This window comes from Actinoplanes auranticolor, from assembly GCF_018332655.1.
Lineage (GTDB): Bacteria > Actinomycetota > Actinomycetes > Mycobacteriales > Micromonosporaceae > Actinoplanes > Actinoplanes auranticolor.
Map to the genome: position 1 here is coordinate 1 of NZ_BOQL01000022.1, position 15866 is coordinate 15866.

The window sequence follows — 15866 nt, forward strand, 5'->3', positions numbered from 1 at the left end:
CGGCAGACCGGCAGGGCGGCCGGGCGGCAGACCGGCAGGGCGGCCGGGCGGCCGGACCAGCGCCCCGGCGCCGGTCAGCGAAGCTCGGCCCGGAGCCGGCCAAACCCCCGAGCCGGCCAAGCCGGTCAAGCCGCGGAGCCGCCCAACCCGTCGAAAAACGCCCGCACATCAGCGGCGTAGCAGCCACACCGCCGCCCACAATGCCAATCCGGCGATCCACACGAACCAGAACCAGATCCCGGTCACCGCCGGCGAGTACAGCGACCGGTGACCACCGCGACGATCACCGGCCCGCCGAAGACCGACACCTGCTGGGGTCAGGCAGCGGCGAAGAAGCCCAGGATCGCGTCGTTCACCGCCGCCGGCTGCTCCAGATAGCCGTAGTGACCCGCGTCCGCGATGCGCACGTACCGGGCCTGCGGGATCGCGTCGGCCAGCTCGCGGCCCCGGGCCGGCGGCGCGACCAGGTCGTCGCCGAACGACAGCACCAGGACCGGCACGCGGATCCCCTGGTACGCCGCGCGCCGGTCGGTGTCCAGCACGACGTCGAGGTGCGCGCGCATTCCCGGGCCGGCCCAGTCGGTCGGCGACACCTCCAGGATGTCCAGCCAGTCCTGGGCGCTCTGCGGATCCTCGAGGGTGCGCGGCGACAGGTTCAGCAGTGCCCGGGTGACCGCGTCGTACTCCGGCGGCAGTGTGACCCCGGCGCCGGCCATGGCCCGGTCCGCGGCCGCCAGGGCCTGCGACACCGCGTCCGGCCGCGCCCGGCTCGCCATCAGCACCGCCTGGGTGACCAGCTCGGGGCGGGCCAGCAGCAGTTCCTGCACCACGTACGCGCCCATCGAGGTGCCGATCAGCCGGCACGGCCCCTCGGCGACGCGCTCGATCACCGCGATGGCGTCGGCCACCAGGTGGTCGACCGTCAGGCCCGGGGCGGCCGGGCCGCTGCGGCCGGCCCCGCGGTTGTCCAGGGTGATCGTGCGGTATCCGGCGGCGGTCAGGGCCGGCACCTGGTGCAGCGCCCAGGTGCGTCCGCGGGCCGCCGTACCGGGGATGAGCAGGACGGGCGCACCCCGCCCGGACTCCTCGTAGTGCAAAGTGATGTCGCCGACACCGATCGCTGGCATGTGCGGAAGGCTAGCCGAGTCCGCCGGGCGGATAATGACGCGATGCGACCGGAGATCCGCCGGCTGGCCGCCGGGCTTCCGCACGACCCGGGCGTCTACCGGTTCCGCGACGCCCGCGGGCGGGTGCTCTACGTCGGCCGGGCCACCGAGCTGCGGGCCCGCGTCGGGTCCTACGGTGGCGACCTGCGCGACCGCCGGCACCTGCGCCGGATGGTGCCCGCGGTGGCCCGGATCGAGGCGGTAGCCTGCGATTCGGTGCACGAGGCGGCCTGGCTGGAACGCAACCTGCTGGAGGAGTCGCTGCCCCGGTGGAATAGGACGGCCGGCGGCGAGGAGGTCCCGGCGTACCTGCGGCTCGATGCCCGGCCCGCCACGGCCGGCCTGCGCCTCGCCCACGACGCCGGGCAGCCGGTCGCGGGGGTGCGGATCTTCGGGCCCTATCTCGGTGGCACGCGCACCCGGCTGGCGGTCAGCGCGCTGCACCGCGTCCATCCGCTCTCGGCCGCCGGCTCGGGTCTGACCGGCGCCGAGCGCGAGCTGGCCGCCCGGCGCGGCGTCACCGCCGCCGACCGCGAGGAGCTGGCCGAGGCCGTCGCGGCGGTCCTGCGGCGTGATCCGGTAGCGGTCGCGGCCGCCCGGCAGGCCCTGGAGGGGGTACGCGACAGAGCCGCCACCGCGCTCGCCTTCGAGCTGGCCGGCCGCGTGCAGGAGGAGATCCGCGCCCTCGCCTGGGTGACGGCCGCGCAGCAGGTGACGACGCTGGAACCGGTCGATCTCGCCGTGCAGGGCTGGGCCGACGGCTGGCTGGTGTCCTTCGCCGTACGGGCCGGCCGGATCCGCACCTGGAGCCAGCGCCGCTGCGCACGGCCCCCGGACGAGCCTCCGGCGGCGTGGGCGGGCTTCGCCCGGCGCAATGCCGAGCTGGCCGCGACGCTGGCCAGGCTGACCGAATGACGATCACCTACGGCTGGCGGGCCGGTTTCGACAACGCCGCCCTCGACACCCTGCACGCGGCTGGTTTCGGCTACGCCGCCCAGGGAATCGACTGGCACGCCAGGCTGGCCCGGCACAGCCTCGGCTGGGTCTGCGCCCACCGGGGTGAGGTGCTGGTCGGCTTCGTCAACGTGAGCTGGGACGGTGGCGTGCACGCGTTTCTGGTGGATACCGTGGTGGCGCCGGACGCCCGCGGGCACGGGATCGGCACCGCTCTCGTGGCCGCCGCGGTTTCCGGCGCCCGGGCGGCGGGCTGCCAGTGGCTGCACGTCGACTACGAGCCGCACCTGACCCAGTTCTACGTCGAGTCCTGCGGCTTCGGGCCGACAGCCGCCGGTCTCCTGGCCCTGTGATCCGTCGTCGCCATCAGGAGGAATCATGCCGTTGACCGGTGAGTACGCGCCGAGCCCGTCGGACTGGGCCCGGGAGCAGGCCGAGAAGTTCGAGGCCAGCGGGGGCACCGAGGCCGCCGACCTGCAGGGCCGGCCGATCATCCTGCTGACCTCGGTCGGCGCCAAGTCCGGCAAGCTGCGCAAGACCCCGCTGATGCGCGTCGAGCACAACGGCGAGTACGCGGTGGTGGCGTCCCGGGGCGGCGCCCCGACGCATCCGGTCTGGTACTGGAACCTGGTCAGCAACCCGCACGTCGAGCTGCAGGACGGTGGGGTCAAGCGCGACTACCGGGCCCGCGAGGTGTCCGGTGAGGAGCGGGCGGTGTGGTGGGAGCGCGCGGTCGAGGCCTGGCCGCCGTACGCCGAGTACCAGACCAAGACCGACCGGATCATCCCGGTCTTCGTGCTCTCCCCGCTGTCCGACTGAGAGGTACCGCATGCCACTGTCCGGAGAGTACGGCCCGAGCACTTCCGCGTGGGCCCGTAAGCAGGCGGAGACGTACGAAGCGACCGGCGGTCAGCGCGCGGGTGACATCAGCGGCAGGCCGGTGATCGTGCTGACCTCGGTCGGCGCCCGGACCGGCCTGCTGCGCAAGACGGCGCTGATGCGCGTCGAGCACGACGGTGAGTATGCCGTCGTCGGATCGCTGGGCGGTGGCCCGAAGAACCCGGTCTGGGTCTACAACCTGCGCAAGGAACCCCGCGTGGAGCTCCAGGACGGCGACGCCCGGCACGACTACGTCGCGCGTGAGGTCAGCGGCGACGAGCGCGCGGTGTGGTGGGAGCGGGCGGTCGCGGCGTTCCCGACGTACGCGACCTACGAGCGGAAGACCGCCCGGCTCATCCCGGTCTTCGTGCTGACCCGGGCCTGACCGGCGGACCGTCAGCGGGTCAGGCGGGCGGCCCGGGACGCGCGGGCCGCCGGCACCACCAGCGGGGTCCGCGTCTGCGGGTCGGCGATGACCTCGCACCGCAGTCCGTAGACGTCCTCGACCAGCTCCGCCGTGACGATCTCCCCGGGTACGCCCTCGGCGACGATCCGGCCGGCCTTCATCACGATCAGGTGGGTCGCGTACCGGCAGGCGTGGTTGAGGTCGTGCAGCACCGCGACCAGGGTCCGGCCCTGCTCGTTCAGGTCGGCGCAGAGGTCCAGCAGGTCGATCTGGTAGGCGATGTCCAGGTAGGTCGTCGGCTCGTCCAGCAGCAGGATGCCGGTCTGCTGGGCGAGCGCCATCGCCATCCACACCCGTTGCCGCTGCCCGCCGGACAGCTCGTCGACGGCCCGGTCCGCCAGCGCGGTGACGCCGGTGGCCTCCATCGCCGCGGCGACCTGGTTCTCGTCCTCCGGCGTCCACTGGCGCAGCAGCTTCTGGTGCGGATACCGGCCCCGGGCCACCAGGTCCGCCACCGAGATGCCCTCCGGGGCGGTCGCTGTCTGCGGCAGCAGGCCGAGGCGCCGGGCGACCTCCTTGGCCCGGTACGAGCCGATCGACGCCCCGTCCAGCACCACCCTGCCGTGCTTCGGGGTGAGCAACGCGGACAGGGCCCGCAGCAACGTGGACTTGCCGCAGGCGTTCGGTCCGATGATCACCGTGAAGGAGCCGTCGGGGATGGTCACGTCCAGGCCGTCGGCGATCACCCGCTCGCCGTACGCCAGCGTCAGGCCGGACCCGGACAGCCGTGGGGTCATCAGTTTCCCTTTCGCCATTGCCCGGCGAGCAGCCAGGCCAGATAGACCCCGCCGACCGCGCCGGTGACCACCCCGACGGGCAGCTGGGCGGGGGCCAGGAGCCGTTGCGCGACGAAGTCGCTGAGCACCATCAGCAGGGCGCCGGTGATCGCCGTCGGGAGCAGCTGCAGCGTCGGCGAGCCGGTGAGCCGCCGGGTGATCTGCGGCGCGGCCAGCGCCACGAAGGCCACCGGGCCGGTCGTGGCGGTGGCCACCGCGCAGACCGCCACGGCCAGCAGCACGAGCACCAGGCGGGAGCGGTTCACGCGGACGCCGAGCGACTGTGCCGAGTCGTCGCCCATCTCCAGCAGCTGCAGACGCCGGCCGAACAGCAGCAGCAGCGGCGTGAGCACCAGCAGGGCCAGGCCCAGCAGGCGTACGTACTCCCAGGTGCGGCCGTTGAGGGTGCCGACCAGCCAGACCGAGGCGGCCTGGGCGGCGTCGACCCGGGCCCGGCTGATCAGGTAACTGTTGACCGCGACGAGCATCGCGCTGATGCCGATGCCCACGAGCACGATGCGCCGGACCGCGCCTCCGCCGGCTGCGGCCAGCCCGTACACGATCAGGGCCGTGAGCAGCCCGCCCACGACCGCCGCGACCGCGGCCCCGCCGGGCCCGGTGCCGAACACCAGGATGGCGACGACTGCCCCGGTGGCCGAGCCGGTGGTGAAGCCGACGATGTCGGGACTGCCCAGCGGGTTGCGCGACAGGCTCTGGAAGACCGCGCCGGACATCGCCAGCGCCGCCCCGGCCAGCAGGCCCAGGCTGACCCGGGGCAGGCGCAGGTCGAGCAGGATGAAGCGGTCGGCACGCCGACCGCCGCCGTCGAGGATCTCGATGATGTCGGCCATCGGCAGCCGCACGCCGACGGCGACGACGGTCCAGGCCACCACGGCGAGAACGGCCAGCAGCAGCGCCCCGCTGACCCAGAGGGTGCGCAGGTCGAGCCGGACGGCGAGCCCCGGCGCCCGCACAGTGACCCGGCGCCTCACAGCGGCACGATCCGGCGGCGCAGGATGACGGCGAGGAACACCGGGGCACCGATGAAGGCGGTGATCAGGCCCGCCTGCACCTCGCCGGGGCGCGCGATCACCCGTCCCGCGACGTCCGCCAGCAGCAGCAGCGTCGGCGCGAGCACCAGCGAGTACGGCAGCAGCCAGCGCTGGTCCGGCCCGACCAGGGTGCGGGCGATGTGCGGGACGGCGAGCCCGACGAACGCGATCGGCCCGACCGCCGCGGTGGCCGCCCCGCAGAGCAGCGTGACGGCGACCGCGGTCAGCACCCGGGTGCGGTTCAGGTTCGCGCCGAGCGCGCGGGCGGTGTCCTCACCGAGCGCGATGACGTTGAGTGAGGGTCCGAGAGCCAGCGCGAGCAGCACGCCGATCAGGATGAACGGTGCCACCGCCCAGAACACGCCGAGGTCGCGGCCGGCGAGCGCGCCGACCGTCCACAGCCGGTAGCGGTCGAAGGTGCTGACGTCGAGCAGGGCCACCGCATTGGTGACCGCGAGCAGGGCGGCACCGACCGCGGCACCGGCGAGCGCGAGCCGTTCCGGCGACGCGCCCGAGCGCCCGCGGGTGCCGAGCAGGTAGACCACGACGAACGCGCCGGCCGCCCCGGCGAAGGCGAACCAGATGTAGCCGGTCAGCGAGCCGATGCCGAGCACCCGGATGGCGAGGACGACGGCGGTGGCCGCGCCCGCGTTGATGCCGAGGATGCCCGGGTCGGCCAGCGGGTTGCGGGTCAGCGCCTGCATCAGCGCGCCGGCCAGGCCGAGGGCGATCCCGGCGGCGAGGCCGATCACCGTACGCGGCACCCGCAGGTCCAGCACGATCCGGATGTCCTCGGAGGTCACCCCGGCGGTGAAGAAGGCGTCCCAGACCGTGCCCAGCGGGATCGGCTTGGTGCCGATCACGATGCTGAGCACGGCCACCGCCGCGAGCACGCCGGTCGCGGCGACCAGCCCCAGGCCACGGGTGGTCAGCCCGCCACGGGCCCGGACGCGGGCCTCGATCGGGGTGTAACCGGCGCGCTCGGCGGCGGTGCTGGTCACGCCAGGGCGGCCTTGACGAGCGGGACGAACTTCTCGATGACGAAGGGAGTGCTCAGCACGGAGTTGGTGGAGAAGCCGTTGACCAGGTCGGCGTCGTCGACGATGAGCAGCCGGCCGGCCTTGGCCGACGGGATGCTGTTGAGCACCGCGTCCTTCTTGAGCTCCGCGCCGGCGCCCAGGGCGAAGATCACGGTCAGGTCGGCGTCGAGCAGGCCGACCTTCTCCTTGGAGACCTCGGCGTAGAAGTTGGCCGGCTTGAGGTCCTCGATCTGCTGCGAGTTCTTGAAGCCGAGCGCCTCCATGAACTGCACCCGGCCGTCGCCGCGGGTGTACGCGCCGTACTGCCCGCTGAACGCGGCCGCGACGACCACGCTCTTGCCGGCGAACCCCGGGTTGGCCGCCTTGGCGTCGGCGAGCGCCTTGTCGTTGGCCGCGACCAGGGCCTCACCCTCGGCCCTGCGGCCCAGCGCCTCGGCGATCAGCAGCATCTGGTCCTTGAGCGTGGTGCCGTACGGCGCCGTGCCGGCCGGGCCGGACAGCGTCGGGGCGAGCTTCTCCAGCTGGTCCCACTCGGCCTTGGTGTTGGCGCTCTTGGTGAAGGTGATCAGGTCGGGGCGCAGCGTGGCGACGCTCTCGAAGTTGATCTCGGGACCCTTCAGCACGGTGGGCTTGGCCCCGTTCAGCTTGGCCTGGGCCCACGGCCCGACGCCGGTCGGCCAGGCCTGGAACCAGTCGAGGATGCCGACCGGGACGACACCGAGGGCGAGCAGCGCGTCGGCGTCTCCCCAGCCGAGTGACACGACCGTCTTCGGCGCCTCCTCGACGGTGGTGCTGCCGAACTGGTGGGTCACCGTGGCCGGGAACGAGCCTCCGGTCGCGGCGGACGAACCGCCCGCGCTGGGGGTCTCGCCGCTGTCACTGTCGCCACAGGCGGCGAGCAGGCCGGCGGCCGCCACGCCCGCTGCACCGAAGAGCAGATTCCGGCGCGAGATGAGCGGATGGGTCGCCATGTCGAACTCCGTTCCAGATTGTTAGGTAACCCTCACCTTACCGAGGCTGGCGGATCTTGGGAAACCGGAGTGAGCAGCCGCATAGCGGCCCCGTTCGGACCAACCTGCTGGAAAACGGGGTGCTCATCCCCCACTTCGGGTCGATCATGGGGTAATGCGTACCCCCCATCAGTCCGTCGACCGGCCCGGCAGCCGCCTGGTGGAAGCGGCGGCCACGCCGCCCGCCCCCGCCACCCTGCCGCTGTCCGGTGCCGTCGATGACGGTGACCGGCTGGTGGACGTGGTCGACCTGCTCGCGCTGGACGCTTTCGTCACCGGCCGGGAGCCGTTCGGTCGCACCCGGTACCTGGAGAACGTACGCGCCGACGCGGTGCTGACCACCGAAGACGCCCGGATCGTGCGCGACGCCGTGGAGGAGGACGGGCACGGCCGGCTGTCGGTCGGCGAGGGCTGGACGCTGCACGTCACCCGCTGGAAGCAGAGCCGCCGGGCCCGGGTCACGGTCACCGCGATCAGCTCCGAGCTGGCCGAGTCGGTGCTGGCCGTCGCGGTCGAGAATGCCGTCGAGGAACCGGAGCCGGCCGACGACAGCGTGCCGATCGGCTTCTGGCACTACGGCGCGCACGGCCCGCGCCGGGTGCAGCGTGAGATCGACGCGGCGCCGTGGGACAAGATCCGGGCCAACTACGCCGCGCCGGTCGCGCAGACCCTGGAACGGCTGATGGCCATCGACGGCACGGCGGTCAACGGCCGGCTGCTTCTGCTGCACGGCGAGCCGGGCACCGGCAAGACCACCGCACTGCGGGCGCTGGCCCAGCAGTGGCGCTCGTGGTGCCAGGTGGACTGCGTGCTCGACCCGGAACGCCTCTTCGGCGACCCGGCCTATCTGATGAGCGTCGCCCTGGGCAGCGGCGACGACGACGAACCGCGCTGGCGCCTGCTCATGCTGGAGGACTGCGACGAGCTGATCAGCGGTGACGCCAGGGCCAGCGCCGGCCAGTCGCTGTCGCGGCTGCTCAACCTGACCGACGGGCTGCTCGGGCAGGGCCGCAACGCGCTGATCGGGATCACCACCAACGAGGACCTGGCCTCGCTGCACCCCGCGGTGGTCCGGCCCGGGCGGTGCCTGGCGAGCATCGAGGTCGGGCGGCTGCCGTACGGCGAGGCGGTCGCGTGGCTGGGCACACCGGCCGGCGTCGGCCCGTACGGCGCCACCCTGGCCGAGCTGTACGCGCTGCGCACCGGCGCCCAGCCCGTGACCGTCCCGGTGACACCCCCGGCCACCGGCATGTACCTGTAGTCCGGAGTCGAGGGTTACGCCAGGATCCGGTCGAGCAGGCCGGCCACCCTGGGGTCGGACAGCGCCGACGGCTGGTGGACCAGGTGGTAGGTGACCGGCGGCAGGCCCTCGACCGGTACGGCGACCAGCCCGGCCGGCGCCGGCACGCAGCCGTTGACGATCGCCAGCCCCACCCCGAGGGTGACGAAGTGCGTGATCAGCGGCCAGCCCTCGGCCTCCACCGCGACCGTCCACTCCACCCCGGCGCCGCGCAGGGCCTGTTCCAGCAGCACCCGGTGCGGCCGGTGCTGCGGCGGCACGACCAGCCTGGCGCCGGCCACGCCGGTCAGGCCCACCGCGCGGCGCCGGGCCAGCCGATGGCCTTGCGGCACGAGCAACACCTGCGGGAACGTCGCCAGCCGGACCGTGGTCAGATCCTCGGGCAGCACGTCGAGCACGCTCACCCCCAGCTGCGCCTGTCCGGTCCGGACCGCGGCGAGCATCTGCCGGTGGTCACAGGTGATCAGCCTGAGCCGGGTCGGTTCCTCGGCCAGCACCGCCCGGATCGTGTCACCGAGCAGATAGAGGTAGGCGCCCTGACCCGCGGCCAGCACCACCGGGCGGCCCGGCACGACCCCGGCGAACTCGGCCAGGAAGTCCGCCAGCCGCTCGTCGTGCGCGCGGGCGAAACGGGCGACCGCCGCACCGTCGGCGGTGAGCACGAGCCGGCGGCCGCTGCGGTGGTAGAGCGGGCGGCCCAGCGCCTGGGCCAGCTTGCGGACCTTCACGTGCAGAGCGGGCTGGGAGATGCGCAGTTCCGCGGCCGCGCGGGTGAAGTTGAGGTGTTCGGCGAACACGGCGAAGGACGCCAGGGCGTCGCCCGAGACTGCTCGCTCATCCATAACCGCGGACTATAGCTGCGCGGACATCGATAGTTCTGCTCTAGCCTGCGGGCATTCAGGCTGAACGCATGACTACTCAGCAGTTCAACCTCGGCGTGGACATCGGCCGGGTCATCATCGGCGGCGGCACCGTCCCCGGCAGCAACGACACCCAGTTCTTCAGCGGCGACACCGCCCGGATGCTCGCGACGCCGGCCGTGCCCGCGGCGATGGCGACGCTGGCCCGCCTGGTCCCGCTGTTCGGCCAGGTATGGCTGGTCTCCAAGTGCGGCGAACGGGTGCAGCACCACACCCGCCAGTGGCTCGACCACCACGACTTCGCCGCCCGGACCGGCATCCCCCGCGACCACCTCCGCTTCTGCCTGAAACGGCCGGACAAGGCGGTCCACTGTACGGAGCTGGGGATCACGCACTTCGTCGACGACAAGCTCGACGTGCACCAGGCGCTGCGCGGGATCGTGCCGCACCGCTACCTCTTCGGGCCGCAGCGCACGCCGCCGCCCGGCTGGGTGCAGCACACCCCGACCTGGGCCGCGGCGGAAACAGCGATCCGGCGCAGCCTCGGGTGACTACTCGCCGCGCAGACCGGCGAGCACCGTACGGGCGAAGGACCGCGCGGCCGTGTCGTCGTCGCGGCGGTCCGCCCAGCCCATGTGTCCCAGGAAGGCGTGCTGCATGCAGGCCCCGGTCAGCAGCCCCGCCGCCGCATAGAGGTCCGCGCCGGCCCGGACCCGGCCCGCCTCCGCCTCGGCGCGCAGGTAGTCCTCGATCGCCTCGTTGACCTTGTGCGGGCCCAGGCCGTGCTTGCGCAACCCGTCGGTGTGGGCGGCGAGGATGGTGCGGTCGGAGAAGACTGAAGCCAGCATCGGGAAATTGTCCGTGTAGAAGACGATCGCGGCCCGGGCGACCAGGGCCAGCCTGTCCTCGAGGTCGTCCGGGCTGCCGCCGCCCGGCCGGCCCAGCGCCGCGGACAGCTCGGCGTAGCCCGTGGAGCGTTCCTGCAGCACGGCGAGCATCAGCTCGATCTTGTCGGCGAAGTGCTTGTACAGCGTCGCCTCGGAGAAGCCCGCCGCCGCGGCTATCTGGCGGGTCGTCACGTTGGCCAGGCCGCGCTCGCGCATCACGCCGGCCGCCGCGTCCAGGATGACGTCTCGGGTGCCCACCCTTGACAGGTTAGTGAACACTCACCACCCTGGCCAGGTAGTGAGCGTTTACTAACCGAGGAGGGGCCATGAAGATCACCGTGTTCGGAGCGACCGGCGGCACCGGCATCGAGCTGGTGCGGCAGGCGCGGGAGGCGGGCCACTCCGTCACCGCCGTGGTGCGGTCGGCCGCGGACTTCCCGGCCGGCGTGGAGGTCGTCCGGGCCGACGTCATGGACCCGTCCGCGATCGAGCCCGCCGTGGCCGGCCGCGACGCCGTCATCTCGGCACTCGGTCACCGGCCGGGCGCCCACGAGCCGGTGTGCGCGCCGGCCGCCGAGTCGATCATCCGGGCGATGCGTACGACCGGCGTCCGGCGGCTGGTCGTGGTGACCGCGGCGGGCCACATCGAGGACTCCCACGACAGCTTCATGACCACCCGGATCCTCAAGCCCCTCCTGTGGCGGTTCCTGCGCGCCGCGTGGACCGATTTCGTGGCCACCGACCGGATCGTCGCGGCGAGCGGTCTGGACTGGACGATCATGCGCCCTCCCCGGCTGACCGACGGCGGGTCCAAGCCGTACCGCACGGCGCTCGACCACACCGTGCCCGGCGGCAGCTCGATCTCGCGCACAGACCTGGCGACCGCGACCCTGGCCGCGGCGAGCGACCCGGCCACGGTCGGCCACGCCGTCGGGCTCGGCTACTGAGGCACCGCCACCGGCCAGCGCTTGTCGGTAGTGGCCGGGCCGTACGACTCCAGGGCGACCGGGGCACCCAGGAGGTCCCCGATCGTCGCGGACCAGTCCGCGGGGCGGTGCAGGTCGCCGGGGCGGGCCCGGTCGAGCAGGGCGGTCAGGGCCGCCTGGTGGCCCAGGTCGCGGGGCGGGCCAGGCGTGATCCGGTCCCAGCGAGCGCCGTCCAGGTCGTACGACGTGCAGATCCGCAGGCCGGGAGCCCGGGCCGGCGCGTCGAGGTGGGTGACGGCGAGGGCGTCGACCCCGCCGGCCACCTCGACCGCGTACCGGTGGGCCACCGCGTCGAAGTGGCCGATCCGGAACGCGCCCTGCCACTCCCCCACGCCGTTGTGCGCCTCGCTCAGGCCCAGCGGCGCCTCGGTCACGAACGGCCCGGCGCCGTGCCGGGTCGTGTACGTCCGCACCACCCCCAGCCGCTCGAACGACGGACACAGCGCCGCCACGTTGGCGAACGTCGTCGTGGACCACGTCGTGTACGGGTGCCAGCCCCGCCACTCGTCCAGCAGCACACCCTGCGCCCCCTCGAAGACGCACCGCCCCCGGGCCAGCAACCGGTCCAGGTGACCTCCATCCACGATGGACACCGCTCGGCCGAACGCCTGGAAGGCCTCCACGACGTCGTCCAGCGGCGGGGCGTCGAAGGCACCCAGCGTGTCCCGGACGGCGGCCAGCCGGGTGCGCAGCCGGGCGGGTGACAGCACGTCCGCGACCCGGGGAGCGTCCGCGTGGCTGAGGGCGTACGCCATGGTCTCGCCGATGCCCATGCCGCACGAACCGTGCCGGGCCCCGCCGCGCCGCCGCTCGCGGGCCCGGTTCGCCGCCCGGTGCCACGGCGTCACGAGCAGCGCGTCGCCGTCGATGGTGAGCAGGTGGAACGGGTTGCCCAGGGCGGCGGCCTCGGCCGCCAGCGCGAGCGGGTCGACGAGCACGAAGCGCGACAGGTGGGTGGGCACGCCGTGGAACGTGCCCGACCCGAACTGCGCGAACGTGTGGTGCCGCCCGGCGGGGGTGACCACGTTGTGGGCGGCCTGCGCTCCCCCGTTGAACCTGATCACCGCGGTGACCGGGCCCGAAGCGCAGAGCGCGTCCACCACCGTGCCCTTGCCCGCGTCGCCGTAGCCGAGATCGACCACGGCGACGTGGCCCGCCGGGCCGTTCACAGCCGTTCGTTCCCGCCCGGCGTTGCCGCGCCGCCCGTCTCCAGCGGGGAACGAACGACCGTGCCGCGGTCCGCGCCGAGCGGGGCCAGGGCCTTACCCACCGACGGGCCGGCCGGCGAGCCCACCTCGACCAGGTCGGCCAGGCCGGCGTCGAGGTCGATGGACTCCTCGCCGAGGCCGACGGTCAGCGCGATCGTCTCGCAGACCGCGTCCAGGTCGTCGAGCTCGATGACCTGCTGGCCGAGCAGCTTGCGCCAGTAGCCGAGGATCTCGGCGTCGCCGCCCCAGCCGGCCGCGGTCGGCATGATGTAGTAGACGTCGAAGCTGCGGCGGAGCTCGGCGAGCATCGCCTCGGTCGTGATCGGCTCGCGGAGGTGGTCACCGACGAAACGCCGGACCTCCTTGGGGTTGATCCGCGGGTAGGCCATCTCGTCGCCGATGATGAACAGATAGCCGCGGCGGCCGCGCTTGGCCACCGAGTCCAGGTCGGTGTGCCGGGCCATGAAGTACATGGCCAGCTCGTACGACTCGCGCCGCTGGCCGCCGCCACCGCCCTCGAGCACGATGCGGGCCAGGTCCTCGTCCATCCGGTTGTCCGACTCGAACTGCCCGATCTGCAAGGGCACCCGGTCGCAGGTGGCGTCGCCGATGGCCCCGAACATGATGTGCGGGTCGGTGGCGTAACCCTTGCGGGTCAGCAGGCCGAGCAGCTGCGGCAGCTTGGTCTGCAGCACCCGCGGCACGGTGCCCATCGAGCCGGTCACGTCGAACAGGACGGCGATCGGCGTGCTGTGCGGGTGTTCGTCGCTGTCGCGGCTCTCCCGCCGGCCGACGTTCATCGGGTCCAGCGCGGGGTGCGCCTTGCGGGCTCCGCTGTCGCTGTAGGCGAAGGCGCTCGTGCCGGTCGCGGCCCGGTAGCCGGCGGCGGCGGAGTAGACATCGGTGGACCAGCGTCCGCTTCCCATTTTGTTCCTCCTGTGAGTCAGGCCGGCATCGCGAAGGGGCGAAAACGGCGGGGGCCGTACAGGTCGTCGAGGAGCTCGTCGAACTCCCGCAGCAGGCGCCACGCGTCCTGCGGGCGCATGCGGGGTTTGTCGTAGCGGCAGCCGCGGGCGAAGCGCCGCAGCGCGACCGGCGGGTCGCGGATGAGCCGCAGCATCAGGCCGGTCGCCATGAAGATGTCGGTGGCGGCGGTGGCCGGCTGCTTGCCGGTCACCTCGGGCGGATAGGCGGCGCGGTGCTCGGTGACCAGCGCCGGGATCGTCGTGCCGGCCGGCACCGCGTAGCACCAGTCGACGAGGACCAGGCCGTGCTCGGCCGGGTGGATGAGCACGTGCTCGGGCAGCACCGCGCCGTGCACCAGCCCGGCGCGGTGGGCCCAGCCGAGGCCGGTGAGCAGCCGCCGCCACATCCAGGCGACGTCCCGCGGATCGAGACCGCCGGGGTAGGCGGCGTCCACGTCGGACAGCGGGACGAAGCCGCGCTGCCGGGCGATGACGTTGGCGGTGCGGCGCTCGCGGGCCGCGTTCTCGTGGGTGAAGCTCTCCAGCAGCCGCGGCGCGTAGGCGCGGAACTTCGGATCGCCGTCGGCCGCCAGCGTGCTCAGCGCGGCTGCCTCGGCCCGCATCAGGTCGTTGTCACCGGGCCGGTGTGGCAGCTTGAGCAGCGCGGCGTCGCCGTCGACCGCGTGCAGCCGCGCGATGTCCCCGGTGGCGACCACCCCGCCGACGCGGTAGGTGGCGCGCCTGGTGGTCAGCGGCCGGCCGTCGCGCTCACTCCACAGGGTGGTCAGCCGGGCGAAGGCCGCCGTCGCGGCCGGGCTGCGACCCGCGGGTGCGACATCGGGATGCACGATCTTGACCAGGATCCGGTACGCGTGCCCGGCGTCCCCGACCGCACCACCGGGGCCGGAGCAGGCCGGCCGGGCACAGGCGGCGACGAGATCGGCGAAGGTGCCCGCCCGGGTGATGGCCGCCACCGCCTCGTCGAACGTCACCGCACACCGTCCTCACGGGTCGGCCGCAGCAGCGCCGGGTGCAGCAGGCGCGCGTCGCCGGCCCGGTAGAGGCGCGGCTTGGGACCACCGCGCTCGCCCGCCCGGGTAGCCGTCTCACCGGTGCTCTCCACGAAGCCGGGCACCGACAGCACCTTGCGGTGGAAGTTGCCGGCGTGCAGCTCCTCGCCCCAGACCGCCGCGTAGACCGCGCGCAGCTCCGCGATGGTGAACTCGTCCCCGACGAAGGCGGTGGCCAGCGGGGTGTACTCCAGCTTGGCGCGGGCCCGGTCCAGCCCGTCGGCGAGGATCACCGCGTGGTCGAAGGCCAGCTCGCCGACCTCGTCGACCGGCACCCAGAAGGCCCCCGAGGCGTCGCCACCGGCCCGCGGATCGGGCAGGCTGGGCGCGAACGCCAGGTAGGCCACCGAGACGACTCGCATCCTCCGGTCACGGCCGGGGTCGCCGTAGCTGCGCAGCTGCTCGAGATGCACCCGATCCAGCACACCCTGGCCGGGCCGCAACCCGGTCTCCTCAGCGAGCTCACGCAACGCGGCGGCATCGAGCGTCTCCTCCTGCACGAAACCACCGGGCAGCGCCCGCCACCCGGCGAACGGATGCCCACCCCGCTCCACGAGCAGCACATGCAACCGCCCGTCCCGGATGGTCAGCGCGACGACATCGACGGTGACCGCAACCGGCGCAAAAGCCCCCGGGTCATAGCTGTCGAGAAACTCCTGCTCGCCGCTCATCATCACCCTCGTGTTCTCAGTCTGAGTACAACTCGATCTGAGAACAACCTAGCGTCTTCTCACCCTGAGGTCAACCGGTCTTCGCCACTCCCGCAGAATGAAGGGCGCGCGGATCCGTTCAGGCGCCGCCAAGGCGCCTGGATCCGCGCGCCCGGCCTCGGCGGGAGCGACGGTCAGCACCACGCACGGACCTACGACCGGAATTGCTTTTTACCGCAAGAAGGCCGCCACCGACGGAACGGTGACGGCCTTAGGTGAGGCTCAGTTCAACAATTATTGCGCTTCGAAGGTCAGGCAGTCGGCGCGGTCCACTCCGGCGCCCACCATGATCGACGGCGCGTGGCACTCGAGCTCGGTGTTGTGCACGCACTCGGCCCGCTTGCACGCTCCGACCTGCGCTTCCGCCTGGCCCATCCCGCCCTTGTCGGCGGTGTCGATGAACGTGTCGCACTCCGAGCTGGCCCGGCCGATGGTGATCGCGAAGGCCGTGCAGCCGTCGTGGTTGTACCCGCATCCGCTGACCGTGCAGGTCTGCACGCGCGGCATGGCCATCATTTGAGTCATGTGGGGCCTCCT

The 15866-nt window shown here is 73.0% G+C and carries 19 protein-coding genes; 7 read left to right on the top strand and 12 right to left on the bottom strand.

Going from position 1 to position 15866, the window contains the following annotated elements:
• Positions 1–317 precede the first annotated feature (317 nt).
• On the bottom strand, positions 318–1127 hold the full coding sequence (locus tag Aau02nite_RS13485; RefSeq protein WP_212988747.1) for an alpha/beta fold hydrolase: 810 nt from the start codon (positions 1125–1127) through the stop codon (positions 318–320).
• 42 nt (positions 1128–1169) lie between these two features.
• Between Aau02nite_RS13485 and Aau02nite_RS13490 the strand changes: the two genes are divergently transcribed.
• Genes Aau02nite_RS13490 through Aau02nite_RS13505 form a run of 4 tightly spaced genes read left to right on the top strand, consistent with a single transcriptional unit; the run spans position 1170 to position 3384 of the window.
• Positions 1170–2081 (top strand): GIY-YIG nuclease family protein, encoded by a 912-nt coding sequence (locus Aau02nite_RS13490; RefSeq protein ID WP_212988748.1) that lies wholly within the window; start codon positions 1170–1172, stop codon positions 2079–2081.
• Positions 2078–2473: a GNAT family N-acetyltransferase gene (locus tag Aau02nite_RS13495; protein WP_212988749.1), complete on the top strand. Its 396-nt coding sequence runs from the start codon at positions 2078–2080 to the stop codon at positions 2471–2473. The genes Aau02nite_RS13490 and Aau02nite_RS13495 overlap by 4 nt, the downstream gene beginning before the upstream one ends.
• A gap of 25 nt (positions 2474–2498) precedes the next feature.
• Positions 2499–2939, top strand: coding sequence for a nitroreductase family deazaflavin-dependent oxidoreductase (locus Aau02nite_RS13500; RefSeq protein ID WP_212988750.1), 441 nt, complete (start codon positions 2499–2501; stop codon positions 2937–2939).
• A gap of 10 nt (positions 2940–2949) precedes the next feature.
• Complete coding sequence (locus tag Aau02nite_RS13505; protein WP_212988751.1) at positions 2950–3384, top strand: nitroreductase family deazaflavin-dependent oxidoreductase; 435 nt, start codon at positions 2950–2952, stop codon at positions 3382–3384.
• An 11-nt stretch (positions 3385–3395) separates the two neighbouring features.
• Here Aau02nite_RS13505 and Aau02nite_RS13510 read toward each other — a convergent pair whose 3' ends face one another.
• The 4 genes from Aau02nite_RS13510 to Aau02nite_RS13525 all read right to left on the bottom strand — a co-directional run bounded on the left by Aau02nite_RS13510 (position 3396) and on the right by Aau02nite_RS13525 (position 7304).
• Positions 3396–4202, bottom strand: a complete 807-nt coding sequence (locus tag Aau02nite_RS13510; RefSeq protein WP_212988752.1) for an ABC transporter ATP-binding protein — start codon at positions 4200–4202, stop codon at positions 3396–3398.
• Positions 4202–5233 carry a FecCD family ABC transporter permease gene (locus tag Aau02nite_RS13515; protein ID WP_212988753.1) on the bottom strand — a complete coding sequence of 344 codons (1032 nt, stop codon included), beginning with the start codon at positions 5231–5233 and terminating at the stop codon, positions 4202–4204. Before Aau02nite_RS13515 ends, Aau02nite_RS13510 begins: the two co-directional genes overlap by 1 nt.
• On the bottom strand, positions 5230–6225 hold the full coding sequence (locus Aau02nite_RS13520) for a FecCD family ABC transporter permease (protein ID WP_438841129.1): 996 nt from the start codon (positions 6223–6225) through the stop codon (positions 5230–5232). The genes Aau02nite_RS13515 and Aau02nite_RS13520 overlap by 4 nt, the downstream gene beginning before the upstream one ends.
• Positions 6226–6290: 65 nt before the next feature.
• Entirely contained in the window at positions 6291–7304 is a 1014-nt protein-coding gene (locus tag Aau02nite_RS13525) for an ABC transporter substrate-binding protein (protein WP_212988754.1), read from the bottom strand.
• Between the two features lie 154 nt (positions 7305–7458).
• On the opposite strand from Aau02nite_RS13525, the gene Aau02nite_RS13530 reads away from it, so the two are divergent.
• Positions 7459–8604: a DUF5925 domain-containing protein gene (locus Aau02nite_RS13530; RefSeq protein ID WP_212988755.1), complete on the top strand. Its 1146-nt coding sequence runs from the start codon at positions 7459–7461 to the stop codon at positions 8602–8604.
• A 14-nt stretch (positions 8605–8618) separates the two neighbouring features.
• On the opposite strand, the gene Aau02nite_RS13535 is transcribed toward Aau02nite_RS13530, so the two are convergent.
• The gene (locus Aau02nite_RS13535) at positions 8619–9485 is read right to left on the bottom strand and encodes a LysR family transcriptional regulator (protein WP_212988756.1); all 867 of its coding nucleotides are present in this window, start codon (positions 9483–9485) and stop codon (positions 8619–8621) included.
• Positions 9486–9553: 68 nt separating this feature from the next.
• Between Aau02nite_RS13535 and Aau02nite_RS13540 the strand changes: the two genes are divergently transcribed.
• A complete protein-coding gene (locus Aau02nite_RS13540) occupies positions 9554–10054 on the top strand; it encodes a hypothetical protein (protein WP_212988757.1) in 501 nt (166 codons plus the stop codon).
• On the opposite strand, the gene Aau02nite_RS13545 is transcribed toward Aau02nite_RS13540, so the two are convergent.
• A complete protein-coding gene (locus Aau02nite_RS13545) occupies positions 10055–10648 on the bottom strand; it encodes a TetR/AcrR family transcriptional regulator (protein WP_212988758.1) in 594 nt (197 codons plus the stop codon).
• A 68-nt stretch (positions 10649–10716) separates the two neighbouring features.
• Here Aau02nite_RS13545 and Aau02nite_RS13550 point away from each other — a divergent pair, with 68 nt between their 5' ends.
• Positions 10717–11337 carry an NAD(P)-dependent oxidoreductase gene (locus Aau02nite_RS13550; RefSeq protein WP_212988759.1) on the top strand — a complete coding sequence of 207 codons (621 nt, stop codon included), beginning with the start codon at positions 10717–10719 and terminating at the stop codon, positions 11335–11337.
• Here the strand turns inward: Aau02nite_RS13550 and Aau02nite_RS13555 are convergent.
• The 5 genes from Aau02nite_RS13555 to Aau02nite_RS13575 all read right to left on the bottom strand — a co-directional run bounded on the left by Aau02nite_RS13555 (position 11331) and on the right by Aau02nite_RS13575 (position 15854).
• A complete protein-coding gene (locus Aau02nite_RS13555) occupies positions 11331–12545 on the bottom strand; it encodes an adenylosuccinate synthetase (protein ID WP_212988760.1) in 1215 nt (404 codons plus the stop codon). The two genes, Aau02nite_RS13550 and Aau02nite_RS13555, sit on opposite strands and share 7 nt — an antisense overlap.
• Positions 12542–13510: a hypothetical protein gene (locus Aau02nite_RS13560; RefSeq protein ID WP_212988761.1), complete on the bottom strand. Its 969-nt coding sequence runs from the start codon at positions 13508–13510 to the stop codon at positions 12542–12544. The genes Aau02nite_RS13555 and Aau02nite_RS13560 overlap by 4 nt, the downstream gene beginning before the upstream one ends.
• Positions 13511–13527: 17 nt before the next feature.
• Positions 13528–14541: a serine/threonine-protein kinase gene (locus Aau02nite_RS13565; RefSeq protein WP_212988762.1), complete on the bottom strand. Its 1014-nt coding sequence runs from the start codon at positions 14539–14541 to the stop codon at positions 13528–13530.
• Positions 14538–15290: an NUDIX hydrolase gene (locus Aau02nite_RS13570; protein WP_212988763.1), complete on the bottom strand. Its 753-nt coding sequence runs from the start codon at positions 15288–15290 to the stop codon at positions 14538–14540. Before Aau02nite_RS13570 ends, Aau02nite_RS13565 begins: the two co-directional genes overlap by 4 nt.
• Positions 15291–15563: 273 nt before the next feature.
• Positions 15564–15854: a DUF1540 domain-containing protein gene (locus Aau02nite_RS13575; protein WP_212988764.1), complete on the bottom strand. Its 291-nt coding sequence runs from the start codon at positions 15852–15854 to the stop codon at positions 15564–15566.
• Positions 15855–15866 lie beyond the last annotated feature (12 nt).

What these genes read in the sequence shown, in the direction of transcription:
- Aau02nite_RS13510 (WP_212988752.1), bottom strand. Translation starts at nt 4,202, where the DNA reads ATGACCCCACGGCTGTCCGGGTCCGGCCTGACGCTGGCGTACGGCGAG.
- Aau02nite_RS13485 (WP_212988747.1), bottom strand. Translation starts at nt 1,127, where the DNA reads ATGCCAGCGATCGGTGTCGGCGACATCACTTTGCACTACGAGGAGTCC.
- Aau02nite_RS13500 (WP_212988750.1), top strand. Translation starts at nt 2,499, where the DNA reads ATGCCGTTGACCGGTGAGTACGCGCCGAGCCCGTCGGACTGGGCCCGG.
- Aau02nite_RS13535 (WP_212988756.1), bottom strand. Translation starts at nt 9,485, where the DNA reads ATGGATGAGCGAGCAGTCTCGGGCGACGCCCTGGCGTCCTTCGCCGTG.
- Aau02nite_RS13570 (WP_212988763.1), bottom strand. Translation starts at nt 15,290, where the DNA reads ATGAGCGGCGAGCAGGAGTTTCTCGACAGCTATGACCCGGGGGCTTTT.
- Aau02nite_RS13525 (WP_212988754.1), bottom strand. Translation starts at nt 7,304, where the DNA reads ATGGCGACCCATCCGCTCATCTCGCGCCGGAATCTGCTCTTCGGTGCA.
- Aau02nite_RS13540 (WP_212988757.1), top strand. Translation starts at nt 9,554, where the DNA reads ATGACTACTCAGCAGTTCAACCTCGGCGTGGACATCGGCCGGGTCATC.
- Aau02nite_RS13495 (WP_212988749.1), top strand. Translation starts at nt 2,078, where the DNA reads ATGACGATCACCTACGGCTGGCGGGCCGGTTTCGACAACGCCGCCCTC.
- Aau02nite_RS13575 (WP_212988764.1), bottom strand. Translation starts at nt 15,854, where the DNA reads ATGACTCAAATGATGGCCATGCCGCGCGTGCAGACCTGCACGGTCAGC.
- Aau02nite_RS13505 (WP_212988751.1), top strand. Translation starts at nt 2,950, where the DNA reads ATGCCACTGTCCGGAGAGTACGGCCCGAGCACTTCCGCGTGGGCCCGT.
- Aau02nite_RS13490 (WP_212988748.1), top strand. Translation starts at nt 1,170, where the DNA reads ATGCGACCGGAGATCCGCCGGCTGGCCGCCGGGCTTCCGCACGACCCG.
- Aau02nite_RS13530 (WP_212988755.1), top strand. Translation starts at nt 7,459, where the DNA reads ATGCGTACCCCCCATCAGTCCGTCGACCGGCCCGGCAGCCGCCTGGTG.
- Aau02nite_RS13560 (WP_212988761.1), bottom strand. Translation starts at nt 13,510, where the DNA reads ATGGGAAGCGGACGCTGGTCCACCGATGTCTACTCCGCCGCCGCCGGC.
- Aau02nite_RS13550 (WP_212988759.1), top strand. Translation starts at nt 10,717, where the DNA reads ATGAAGATCACCGTGTTCGGAGCGACCGGCGGCACCGGCATCGAGCTG.